General features: G+C 69.8%; 9 protein-coding genes. All 9 read left to right on the top strand.

Going from position 1 to position 11,652, the window contains the following annotated elements:
• Positions 1-35: 35 nt before the first annotated feature.
• The 9 genes from KME78_RS48630 (at position 36) to KME78_RS48590 (ending at position 11,638) form a co-directional block, all read left to right on the top strand.
• Positions 36-1,139: a phosphotriesterase family protein gene (locus KME78_RS48630; RefSeq protein WP_219536797.1), complete on the top strand. Its 1,104-nt coding sequence runs from the start codon at positions 36-38 to the stop codon at positions 1,137-1,139.
• A 9-nt stretch (positions 1,140-1,148) separates the two neighbouring features.
• Entirely contained in the window at positions 1,149-1,901 is a 753-nt protein-coding gene (locus tag KME78_RS48625; RefSeq protein WP_219536796.1) for a TetR/AcrR family transcriptional regulator, read from the top strand.
• A gap of 74 nt (positions 1,902-1,975) precedes the next feature.
• Positions 1,976-4,861 (top strand): aminotransferase class III-fold pyridoxal phosphate-dependent enzyme, encoded by a 2,886-nt coding sequence (locus tag KME78_RS48620; RefSeq protein WP_219536795.1) that lies wholly within the window; start codon positions 1,976-1,978, stop codon positions 4,859-4,861.
• Positions 4,862-4,967: 106 nt separating this feature from the next.
• Positions 4,968-6,614, top strand: coding sequence for an ABC transporter substrate-binding protein (locus KME78_RS48615; RefSeq protein ID WP_219536794.1), 1,647 nt, complete (start codon positions 4,968-4,970; stop codon positions 6,612-6,614).
• A 4-nt stretch (positions 6,615-6,618) separates the two neighbouring features.
• Positions 6,619-7,563, top strand: a complete 945-nt coding sequence (locus KME78_RS48610) for an ABC transporter permease (protein ID WP_219536793.1) — start codon at positions 6,619-6,621, stop codon at positions 7,561-7,563.
• Complete coding sequence (locus KME78_RS48605; RefSeq protein ID WP_219536792.1) at positions 7,560-8,444, top strand: ABC transporter permease; 885 nt, start codon at positions 7,560-7,562, stop codon at positions 8,442-8,444. The genes KME78_RS48610 and KME78_RS48605 overlap by 4 nt, the downstream gene beginning before the upstream one ends.
• The gene (locus tag KME78_RS48600) at positions 8,441-9,406 is read left to right on the top strand and encodes an ABC transporter ATP-binding protein (RefSeq protein WP_219536791.1); all 966 of its coding nucleotides are present in this window, start codon (positions 8,441-8,443) and stop codon (positions 9,404-9,406) included. The genes KME78_RS48605 and KME78_RS48600 overlap by 4 nt, the downstream gene beginning before the upstream one ends.
• Positions 9,399-10,208, top strand: a complete 810-nt coding sequence (locus tag KME78_RS48595; protein WP_219536790.1) for an ABC transporter ATP-binding protein — start codon at positions 9,399-9,401, stop codon at positions 10,206-10,208. Before KME78_RS48600 ends, KME78_RS48595 begins: the two co-directional genes overlap by 8 nt.
• On the top strand, positions 10,205-11,638 hold the full coding sequence (locus KME78_RS48590) for an amidase (RefSeq protein ID WP_219536789.1): 1,434 nt from the start codon (positions 10,205-10,207) through the stop codon (positions 11,636-11,638). The genes KME78_RS48595 and KME78_RS48590 overlap by 4 nt, the downstream gene beginning before the upstream one ends.
• Positions 11,639-11,652 lie beyond the last annotated feature (14 nt).

Here is an 11,652-nt window from a genome sequence, read left to right as displayed (position 1 = left end):
TGTTTATTTGTCCAAACGATCGATAGAATAACTGGATGACAAGGCTTCCGGCGCGGCGAGTGCGCACTGTCCTCGGAGACGTGGAACCGTCCGAGCTCGGCCACACACAGCCGCACGAGCACGTGCTGTCCGACATGTCGGCCATCGTGCGGCACTGGGGCGTGGAGCCCGTGGCGGGTGACGCGTCACCGGCGACGTCCATCCGGCAGGAGTTCCCCGCATCGGTCAGAGCCCGCGTCGCCGAGCCGGTACGCCTCGACAACCATGACTGGATCAAGCGCGCGGTCCTCAATCTCGACAACCTGCGGCTGCTGTCCGAGCAGGACGCCACCGAAGAACTGATTCTCTATCGCGGGGCGGGCGGAGGCACGGTGGTGGACTCCACCTCGGTGGGACTGGGCCGAGACCCGCTCGGGCTCGCCCGCGTCTCACGCGGCAGCGGGATTCACATCGTGATGGGAAGCGGCTACTACTGTCGTGACTACCATCCGGCCGGGCTCGCCGAAGTGCCGGCCGAGGCCGTCTGTGAGGAGATCGTCGCGGACGTGCGGGAAGGCGTGGGCGACACCGGTGTCCGCGCGGGGCTCATCGGCGAGATCGGTTTGAGCTGGCCGGTGCATCCCGTCGAGGAGAAAGTGTTGCGCGCTGCCTGCCGCGCGCAACAGGTCACGGGCGCGCCACTGCAGATCCATCCCGGCCGTCACCCGCGGGCGCCCCTCGAAGCCATGCGCACGGTCCTGGACGCGGGCGGCGACCCGGCAAGGGTGATCATGTCGCATCTCGACCGCACCGTGTGGCGGCCCGAGGAGCTGTTGGAGCTCGCCGCCACGGGCTGCTACCTGGAGCTGGACCTGTTCGGGCAGGAATCCAGCTACTACGCCTTCAACCCCGACGCCCGCCGGCCCAACGACCGCACGCGCATCGAGTGGCTCCAGATGCTGATCGAGGCGGGCTTCGGCGACCGGCTGCTGATCGCTCAGGACATCTGCCAGAAGGTGTACCTGCGCCGCTACGGCGGTCCCGGCTACACGCACATCCTGGAGAACGTCATCCCGCTGATGCGCCGGATGGGTGTGAGCGAAGCCGAGATCACGGCACTCACCGTGACGAACCCCTTTACCGCACTGGCTATGGAATAGTTCGGCATCATGGCGACCACCAACCAGCCCGGGGGCCAGCGGACCAGCGGTGGCCGGATGAAGGCGAAATCCTCTCGTCGCGCCCGCTCGGTGCGCACCGAGTTGCAACTCCTTCGTGCCGCATGCTGGCTCTTCTCCGAACGGGGCTTCCACGGCACGGGCATCCGCGACATCGCTGAGACGGCAGGAGTCGCCGTCTCCGGGATGTACTACTACGCCGCCTCCAAGGATGAAATGCTGGAGGCTGTCACTCGCCGCGTCATGGACCTTCTGATGTCCAGCAGCGAAGAGACGCTCCGCGACATCGACGACCCGGCAGAGCGCCTCGTCGTGCTCATGGCCGTGCACGTCGCCTTCCACGCGCGCAACCCTCGCGCCGCCAAGGTCGCCGACCACGAGTTCCAGGCGTTGACCGGCGATGCCCGGGAAGGCATCCAGCAGCTACGCGACGCCTATGAGGGGGTATGGGCCGAGACGTTGCGGGCCGGCGTTCGCGACGGCGTCTTCCAGGATCGCGGCAGCGTCGCGCGTCTGGCGTTGCTGCAGATGGCGACCGGGATCGCCCACTGGTATCGACCCGACGGCGAGCTCAGCATCCCGCAACTGTGCGAACGCTTCGGCGACATGGCCCTGTCACTGATGGGCGCGAGCCGTGCGGGCCGCCTCCTCCAAGTCCACGATCTCACCATGCCCGACCCGGACCTGCTGCTGGAGCGGGTCGAGCTGTCCATCGAACCGCGCAACGAGCCCTCCCACACCTGAGCCAGGAGTGTGGGCGGGTCTTGACACCACCAGTTTTTTGAGCGATCGTTCGATCATCTTTATGAGGAGACGACATGGCGCGTACCGCGAAGGACCGCGATGACGGGCGGCCGATCGCAACCGCTTCGAGTTCGCCAGACCAGTTGGATCGTGTCGCCGATATCGCCCAGCGGTGGTTCGGGCTGCATGGCCGCCTGCGGCCGCTTCCCGGCGAGAGCGATCGCAACTTCCGGCTGATCAGTGATGGTGGCGAGCAGTACGTCGTCAAGTTGCACTCTTCCGGCACCGACCCAGCTGAGCTGGATCTGCAGGACGCGGCGCTGCTGCACCTGGCTGGACAGCCTGATCCCCCTCCCGCCCCGCGTGTCGTGCGGGCCCTCGATGGGCGGTCTTCCGTCACCGTCTCCTGGTCTGACGGCCCGCGCATTTGCCGGGTCCTGACCTGGATGGACGGCCGTCCTTGGGCGGAGGCCGAGCCGACCGAGGAACTCCTACGGAACCTCGGACGCCAGGTCGCCGAGGTTGATCTCGCGCTGCGGGACTTCACGCACCCCGCGATGCGGCGTGAGCTGTCGTGGAACCTGACGAGCGCGCCAAAGGTGGCGGAGCTGACGCCGATGGTCGCCGGCGACCTCCGCCCGCTGGTGGCCGAGGTGTTCGAGCGCTACGGCGACCACGTCGCCCCGCGGCTGGCGGCACTGCCCCACCAGGTCATCCACAACGACGCGAACGAGCTCAACATCCTGGTGGACGATGGCGGCGTCGCCGGACTCATCGACTTCGGCGACGTGGTGTGGAGCCCGCGCGTCTGCGGACTGGCAGTGGCCGGCGCCTACGCGATGCAAGGTCATGCCGATCCGCTGCGTGCGGTGCTGCCGCTGGTACGCGGATTCGATGCCGTGACACCGCTCCAGCCGGTCGAGCTGGAGGTCCTCTTCGACCTCATGCGTACCCGGCTGGCGATGAGCATCTGCCTGTCCGCCTACCAGCACGCGAAAGATCCTGGCAACGACTACCTGCTTGTCAGTCAGCAAGGTGTGGCGCAGGCGCTGCGGCGGTCGGTGGAGACCAGCCCGGATCTCGCCCATTTCCTGCTGCGTGACGCGGTGGGGTTCGAGGCGAACCCGCTGGCCCGGCTCGTGCGCCAGCACTTCGAGTCCGGAGCCGCCCGTCCCGTCTCCGTCCTGGACGACGACGCGGCCACCTGCGCCGCTGTCGTGGTACCCCGGTCCGATCTTGGCTCGCGTGCGGACGCCCGGCTGGTGCTGACTCGTCATGCCGAGGAGTCGGACAGCGGCATTCACCTGGGCTGCGACCTATACGCCGGCGAGGCGGACACCGTGCGATGCCCTCTCCCCGGCATAGTCCGTACGGCGGGGCCGGAGTCCGTCCTGCTGGAGCACCGGACGGACGATGGCGTGCCGTTCTGGACCCTGTACGAGCATCTGGACGCGGGCGCGATCGGCCCGGGCGACAAACCGGCACCCGGTGATCCGCTGGGGACGATCAGGGGTTCACACCTGAGCCTTCGGCTGCTGACCCATCTCGTCGGGGTGGACATCGGCCTCGCTCCGCGCGACGAAGCGGACCTGTGGACCAGCGTGAGCCTCGACCCCAATCTGCTCCTGGGACGTCCGGACGGCGGCGCCGCACGCGTACGCAAGGACGCACCCGCCCTGGCAGCCCGCCGTCGCAGCACGTTCAGCAGGGCCTTGAGCCTGTCCTACCGCGAGCCCTTGCACCTCGTCCGAGGTGAAGCGGCCTATCTCTACGACTCCTCCGGCCGACGGTGGCTGGACCTGGTCAACAATGTCTGCCATGTGGGCCACAGCCATCCTCGCGTGGTGGAGGCGGCACACCGGCAGGCGGCCAGGCTCAACACCAACACCCGCTACCTGCACGAGTCCGTCGTCGAGTACGCCCGCCGCCTGGTCGAGCTACTCCCGGACCCGTTGCGGGTGTGCTTCTTCGTCAATTCCGGCTCCGAGGCCAACGACCTCGCGCTCAGGCTGGCCATGGCCCACACCGGCGCGCAGGACGTGTTGGTGCTCGACCACGCCTATCACGGGCACCTCACTTCACAGATCGGGCTGAGCCCGTACAAGTTCAACCGGCGGGGCGGGCGCGGCAAGCCGGACACCACACACGTCTGCGAGCTCCCCGATCCCTTCCGAGGCCGGCTACGAGCTGACCGGGACGACGACGTCGGCAGGCGGTACGCCACCTCGGTCGGCGAGCGGATCACCGGGCTGACGGCCCGGGGACGAAGACCGGCGGCGTACTTCGCCGAGTCGTTGCAGAGCTGCGGCGGCCAGATCGTGTACCCGGACGGCTACCTGCGTGAGGCCTTCGAGCACGTGCGCAGCGCGGGCGGAGTCTGCGTCACCGACGAGGTACAGGTGGGCCTGGGACGGGTGGGGCGGCATTTCTGGGGCTTCGAGCTTCAGGACGTCGTGCCCGACATCGTCACGCTGGGCAAGCCGCTGGGCAACGGCCATCCGCTGGCCGCCGTGGTGACCACTCCAGAGGTCGCCCGCTCCTTCGAGACCGGGATGGAGTACTTCAACACCTTCGGCGGCAATCCGGTCTCCGCCGAGATCGGACTGGCCGTCCTCGACGTCATCCGGGACGAGCGCCTGCAGGCCAACGCGCGACAACGAGGAGAGCAGTTGCTGCGCGGTCTGCGACGGCTGCGGGACCGCCACCCCCTGATCGGCGATGTACGCGGCGAAGGGTTGTTCATCGGCGTGGAGCTGAGCCTCGACGGGCGCCGGCCCGCCTCCGCCCACGCCGCCGCGCTGAAGGAAGCGGTGAAGGCGCGTGGCGCCCTGATCTCCACCGACGGGCCGGACGACAACGTCCTCAAGATCAAGCCACCGCTCGTCCTGACGGAGACGGACTGCGACCTCTTCCTGGATGTCCTCGGTGACGCGTTGATCGAGGTAGAAGCAGGAATTTAATCAAGATTGTCTTGACGTGAGCAATTATTTGAGCGATCGTTCGACCAACTTCTCTATGGGGCGCCCTAGCGGCCCCTGGCACACATGGCGGTAACAGATGCAAGGCGTGCGAAACAGGATCATCGCCACTACAGCGGCCGCACTGACATTGATCACCTCGGGCTGCTATCGGGACACCGGGAGCACCGCGGGCACGGCGGCACCGAGTGGCGCACCGCAGCAGGAACTGGTCACGACCACCCCGCCGGGCACCGGGAAAGTCGACCGGATCACCTGGGCGCTCTACCGCGGCACCACCTCCATCGACCCGATCACCGCAGGTGACTATCCCGAGATCACCGTGACGAGTCTCATGTGCGAGTCGCTGTTCCGCCAGGGCGCTGACGGCTCGGTGGAACCGGGCCTGGCGACGAAGCTGGACTTCTCCGATCCGAAGACCGCTGTCCTGACGCTGCGCGAGGGCGTCACATTCTGGGATGGATCTCCCATGACGGCCGAGGATGTCGCCTTCAGCGTCGAGCGCAACCGCGATCCGAAGGGCGGCAGCTACTGGGTTCCCATGCTGAACCGGGTGGACTCGGTCGAGGTCACCGGCCCGCTACAGGTCACACTGAAGCTCAAGCAGCCGGACTACTGGCTGCGCGACGTCCTGTCGTACATGCCCGGGATGGTGGTGTCGAAGCGGTACGTCGAGGCGAAGGGCAAGGACTACGGCACTGTCAAGGGCGGCGCCATGTGCACGGGCTCCTACCGGCTCGGCCAGTGGCGTACCGGGGACACACTGTCCGTGGTGCGGAACGATGGCTACTGGAACCGCGAGGCGGCACCGCTGGTGCGGCAGATCGACTTCAGGGGCATCCCCGACGAGGCCACGCTGACGGCGGCACTGCTCACCGGAGAGGTGGACGGCGGCTACCTCGAGCTGCCACTGTCGACGATGGACCAGGTTCGCGCCGGCCAGGCGGTGAAGGTCTACCGCGGCCCGTCATACCTCATCGACGCCCTGATCGTCGCCGATATGAGCAGCGGCCCGCTGTCCGACGCGCGGGTACGTCGCGCGCTGTCGCTGGCCGTCGACCGCGAGGCCTACATCCAGACTCTCTACAAAGGGAGTGCTCAGCCTGCCCGCGCGCTCGGCACCCCCGGGACGTGGGGATACGAGCGGGAGGCCTTTCAGGCGGCGTGGAACGCCTTGCCCGCGCCCGAAGTCGACCTGCAGGCCGCGCGCAAGCTCGTCCAGGAGGCCGGAGCGACGGGCAAGACCGTGACGTTCGGCATGAGCAACGAGCTCAACAAGCTCGTCACCGAGGCCAACCTCTTCAAGACGGCGGCCGAGAAGATCGGGCTGAAGGCCCAGCTGAAGGCCGTCTCCGCCGACGCCTACAGCGGGTTCTTCCTGGACCCGAAGGCCCGAGCCGAGGTGGACGGCTTCTTCACCACCAACTACCCCAACTGGGCCGACCCCGGCGCCCTCTACGCGACCCTCTCCATCCCCGGCGGCCCGCAGGACTACGGACGCTACCGCAATCCGGACGTGGCCGACCTGCTCGAACGCGCCCGCGGCACCGAGGACGCGCGAGAGCGGGCCAAGCACACCGTCCAGGCGCAACAGGCCCTGACCCAGGACATGCCGTGGATCCCGATCGTCGCGCCGGACACGGTCCTGGTGCTCAACGCCAAGCTCACCGGGGCCCCGGTCTCCTCCCAACATCTGTTCGCACCATGGGCGGACCGGCTCGGAGCGGTGGGCTAGCCGCATGATCACCTATCTCGCCCGACGGGCCGTCATGCTGGCGGCGACGCTCCTGGTGTCCAGTTTCGTGGTGTTCGCCGGGCTCTCGGTCGCCCCCGGAAACCCCCTGGCGACGCTCGCAGGTGGCCGGTCGTTGCCGCCCGAGAGCGTTCAGGTGCTGGTGGAGCGCTATCACCTGGACGAGCCGTTCCTCCTCCAGTACGCCAGGTGGCTGGGCAACGCGGTGCGGGGCGATCTGGGCGTGTCGATCGTCCTGCGGCAGGACGTGTCGGCTCTCATCGCCTCACGCGCCGGGACGACCGTGGCCCTCGTCCTCTACGCCACGGTGATCGTCCTGATCGCCGGGGTGGCGTTCGGGCTGCTGGCGGCGCTTCGGCCGGGGGTCGTGGACTCGCTGGTGGTGGTCTCGACGGCGGTGGCGGTCGCGATCCCGCCCTTCGTCGCCGCGATCGTCCTCATCGGGGTCTTCGCGGTCGGCCTGCGGTGGCTGCCCGCGCTCGGCAACGGCTCAGGGCTCTGGGACGGCCTCCGGCACCTCACGCTGCCGGCCTTCGCCCTCGCGGCCTCCGCCACCGCCGCCATCGCCCGCGTCACCCGGACCTCGGTGCGCGAGCAACTGGACCGTGAGCACGTGCAGACGGCGATCAGCCGAGGCATCCCGTACGCGGCCGTCGTGCGCCGCCACGCCCTGCGCAACGCCGCCATCCCGATCAGCACGCTGGCCGGTATGACCGTCGCCTCCATGATCGCGCTGGCCGCCGTGGTCGAGCGGGCCTTCGGCCTCAACGGGCTGGGAGCGTACCTGGTGAGTGCCGCGCTGTCGAAGGACTTCGCCGTGGTGCAGGGCATCTCGCTCGTACTCGTCACGGCCTTCGTGCTGGTCAACACCTTGGTCGACGTCGGGGCGACGGTTCTCGACCCGCGGATCCAGCTGGAGAGGCGGCCATGACCGCAACCACGGCGGCCTACGGAATCCTTCGGACCGGACGCGGCAGACTGGGCCCGCTCGGTGCGGCGGCCGCGACCGTGATCATCGCGGCGGTGGTCCTCGCCGCGGTCGGTCCGGCGCTCTCCTCCACTGACCCGAACGCCAGCGACTTCGCCCACGCCTATGCGGCCCCCGGTCCGGGGCATCCTCTCGGGTACGACGGCCAGGGCCGTGATCTGCTCGCTCGCCTGCTGACCGGCGCGCGGACCTCGCTGCTCGGCCCGCTCTGGGTCGTCGCGCTGAGCATGACGGCGGGAACGGCCATCGCGATCGCCGCGGCGTGGTTCGGCGGATGGCTGGACTCCGTGGTGTCCGCCGTGCTGGAAGTGATGTTCGCCTTCCCCGGTGTCCTGCTCGCGATGCTGGTCGCCGCCGTCTTCGGCCCGGGGCTCACCTCGGCGGTATTCGCGCTCGCCGTCGCGTATGTCCCGTACATCGCCCGGCTGGTGCGCAGCGCCGCCCTCGCCGAGCGGCGCCAACCCTACATCCAGGCCCTGGAGGTCCAGGGAGCAGGGGCTTTCGCGATCTGCGTGCGACACCTCGTGCCGAACCTCCTGCCGCTCATCGCCGCCCAGGCGACGCTGTTCTTCGGCTACGCCATGGTGGATCTGGCGATCGTGTCGTTCTTCGGGCTGGGTGTCCAGCCGCCGGAAGCCGACTGGGGCGTGATGGTGGCGAGCGGGCAGTCCGGCGTGCTGCAGGGCTACCCGGCCGAGTCGCTGCTGGCAGGCGGCTGCATCGTGCTGCTGGTCGTGGCCTTCAACGTGCTCGGCGAACGGCTGTCCGACGGCCGCCGGGCCCCTCGCCCGTGGCGGCTTCTCCGGCGAGGAGGTGCGGCGTGAACGCCATCCTCGACATCGACCGGCTGAGCGTGACGCTGCCGGGCGAGAGCGGGCTCAAGCCGGTGCTCAGCGACGTGTCCCTGTCCATCGCCGAGGGCGAAGCAGTCGGATTGGTGGGCGAATCCGGGTCGGGCAAGTCCATGACCGTCCGGTCAATAGTCCGGCTGCTCCCTCCCCGCGCACGTGTGGAGGGCAGCATCCGGGTCCGAGGCGTTGATGTCGGGGCGTTGCGTGGGGCGGCGCTGCGCGAGCTGCGTGCCGGCGTGCCGGTGATCTTCCAAGATCCGCGCGCTCACATCAACCCGGTACGGACCGTGGGCGACTTCCTCACCGAGACGCTCCGTAGCAGCCGGCGAGCGGCCGAGGACCGCGCCGCCCGCGTACTCGACGAGGTAGGGGTGCCGGACGCGCGGCGACGGCTGCGCCAGTACCCCCACGAGCTGTCGGGCGGGCTGCTGCAACGCGTCATGATCGCGGCCGCGCTGCTCGCGGAGCCACGGTTGCTCCTGGCGGACGAGCCCACGACGGCGCTCGATGTCACCACTCAGGCGGAGGTGATGGCCGTCCTCGACGAGCTGCGCCGCGAGCGCGGGCTTGCCATGCTGTTCATCACCCACGACCTGGAGCTGGCGGCGGCCGTCTGCGACCGGACCGCGGTCATGTACGCCGGTCGGGTCATGGAGGTCCAGGCGTCGGCGTCGCTGCACGAGCGCCCGCTGCACCCCTATACAGCCGCGCTCGCCGCCGCCCGCCCCTCCTTGGAACGGAAGGCCGACCGTCTGGCGACCATTCCCGGCCGCCCGCTGTCGGCGTTCGAGGCGCCGGACGGCTGCGCGTTCGGCCCTCGCTGCGCGCACGTGCGGGAGAGCTGCCGCGAACGGCGCCCCGAGCTGCGACCCGTGGCGGACGGCCAGGTGGCCTGCGTCCGCGCCGAGGAGCTTCAGGCGGTGTCGCATGACTGAGGCGATCCTGGAAGTGGAGGGGCTCCGCAAGACCTTCGGGGATGCGGTCGCCGTGGCGGACGTCAGCTTCTCCCTGCGTCCCGGGCATGCCTTGGCCGTCGTAGGCGAATCGGGATCGGGCAAGACCACCGTGGCCCGCATGGTCGTCGGCCTCGAGAGACCGACGGCCGGTCGCATCACCGCCTGCGGGCGCGACCGCTCCCAGCCGCCTCGCTCGGCACGGGAGCGTCGCAGGCGCGGCGGCGAGGTCCAGATCGTCTTCCAGGACCCCTACTCCAGCCTCGACCCCCGGCAGAGCCCGGCCGCCGCCGTGGACGAGGTCCTCCGCCTGCACACCTCCCTCGACCCGGCCAGCAGGCGCCGCAGGGTGACCGAGCTCGCCGGCCTGGTGGGCCTCGACGAGCGTCAGATGAGCGCCCGGCCGGCCGGGCTGTCCGGCGGGCAGCGCCAGCGGGTCGCCATCGCCAGGGCGCTCGCCTCCGAACCACGCATCCTCATCCTCGACGAGTCCGTCGCCGCGCTCGACGTGTCCATCCAGGCCCAGGTGCTCAACGTGCTGACGGACGTACGCGAGCGTACGGGGGTCGCGTATCTGTTCATCAGCCATGACCTCGCCGTCGTCCGTCAGGTCGCCGACGAGATCGTCGTCATGCGCGATGGCTCGATCGTCGAACGCGGCCCTGCCGCACGAGTGCTCGACGAACCGCACCATCAGTACACACGCCTGTTGCGCGCAAGCGTCCCAGGCCCCGGCTGGCGTCCTGCCCGCCGAGCGATCCGCAAGGAACAGGAGGCACGATGACGGACCCCCTCGGCACCGGCCCCGAAGGCTGGCCGACCGCCACCGAGCTCGCCGATCACATCGCGACGGGCAAGGCGAGCTCCAGGGAGATCGTGGAAAGTTGTCTCGCGCGCATCGACGCGATCAATCCCGCGCTGAACGCGTTCTGCCACGTCGCCCCCGACGAGGCCCGGCAGGCCGCCGACGCCGCCGACGCGCTGGTACGGCAGGGCGGGACCCTGCCGCCGTTCCTCGGCGTCCCCATTGCGATCAAGGACCTGCACCCGGTCCGCGGCTGGCCGCTGTGCAGCGCGTCCGACGGCGTCAGCCACGACGTCATGAAGCACGACGCCCCGGCGGTGGCGGCCCTGCGCGAGGCGGGCTTCGTCTTCGTCGGCGCGACGACCTCACCGGAGTTCGGCACCGTCTCGGTCACCGAGTCGGCCCGCCACGGCGCCACCCGCAACCCCTGGAACCTGGAGCACAGCCCGGGGGGATCCAGCGGCGGCTCGGCGGCGGCCGTGGCAGCGGGCCTGCTGCCGGTCGGGCACGCCTCGGACGGAGCCGGATCCATCCGGGAGCCCGCCAGCTACTGCGGGCTGGTGGGCATGAAGCCGAGCCGCGGCCTGGTCCCCTCCGACGCCCACTACATGGAGGGCTTCGCGACGGAGGGCGTGCTCACCCGCACCGTGCTCGACACCGCGGCGATCCTGGACGTGCTCGCCGCCGCGCCCCGGCCGACCTGGTACGCCCCTCCGCGCCCCGACGTGCCGTTCCGGCAGCGGGCGGAGCGTGACCCGAACCGGCTGCGCATCGGGATCAATCTCCAGCCGGCGTTCCCCGCGCAGGTGCACCCCGCGGCCGCCGCCCTGGCCCGCCGCGCGGCCGACCTGCTCGCCGACCTCGGACACGAGGTGGTCGAACAGGACGTCCCCGGCCTCGACCCCGACTGGTTCACCCCTCGGTTCGACATCCTGTACGCCACCGGCTCGGCCGACTGCGCGGTGGTCGACGAGTCCGCCGTCGAACCGCTCAACCGGACCCTCCGCCAGGCCGCCCGCGACACCGACTCGCTGACGTACGTGACCGCCATTCTGGAGTTCCAGCTGCGGTCGGCGGAGATGTACCAGGCCTGGGACGCGGTGGACGTCCTGCTCACCCCGACCAACCCCGTCCTCGCGCCCCGTGTGGGCTCCCTCTGGGAGGGACAGGACGCGGACCCGTGGGCACCGCTGCGACGGGCGGAGGAGACCGCCTCGCTCACCGTGCTGGCCAACATGCTCGGCCTGCCCGCGATCTCCGTCCCGCTCGTCGAGCAGCCCGGCGGCCTGCCTCTGGGCGTCCAGCTCATCGGCGGCAGATGGCAGGACGGCACGGTCCTCGCCCTGGCCGGACAGCTCGAACGCGCCCACCCCTGGCGGCACCGCCGGCCGACCGCTCTTCCCCTGTGACCTGGAGGAACATT

Origin of the sequence: Nonomuraea guangzhouensis, assembly GCF_019396345.1 — a bacterium.
Taxonomy (GTDB): domain Bacteria; phylum Actinomycetota; class Actinomycetes; order Streptosporangiales; family Streptosporangiaceae; genus Nonomuraea; species Nonomuraea guangzhouensis.
This window is presented reverse-complemented; position numbering and strand designations above follow the sequence as displayed.

What these genes read in the sequence shown, in the direction of transcription:
- KME78_RS48630 (WP_219536797.1), top strand. Translation starts at nt 36, where the DNA reads ATGACAAGGCTTCCGGCGCGGCGAGTGCGCACTGTCCTCGGAGACGTG.
- KME78_RS48625 (WP_219536796.1), top strand. Translation starts at nt 1,149, where the DNA reads ATGGCGACCACCAACCAGCCCGGGGGCCAGCGGACCAGCGGTGGCCGG.
- KME78_RS48620 (WP_219536795.1), top strand. Translation starts at nt 1,976, where the DNA reads ATGGCGCGTACCGCGAAGGACCGCGATGACGGGCGGCCGATCGCAACC.
- KME78_RS48610 (WP_219536793.1), top strand. Translation starts at nt 6,619, where the DNA reads ATGATCACCTATCTCGCCCGACGGGCCGTCATGCTGGCGGCGACGCTC.
- KME78_RS48605 (WP_219536792.1), top strand. Translation starts at nt 7,560, where the DNA reads ATGACCGCAACCACGGCGGCCTACGGAATCCTTCGGACCGGACGCGGC.
- KME78_RS48595 (WP_219536790.1), top strand. Translation starts at nt 9,399, where the DNA reads ATGACTGAGGCGATCCTGGAAGTGGAGGGGCTCCGCAAGACCTTCGGG.
- KME78_RS48590 (WP_219536789.1), top strand. Translation starts at nt 10,205, where the DNA reads ATGACGGACCCCCTCGGCACCGGCCCCGAAGGCTGGCCGACCGCCACC.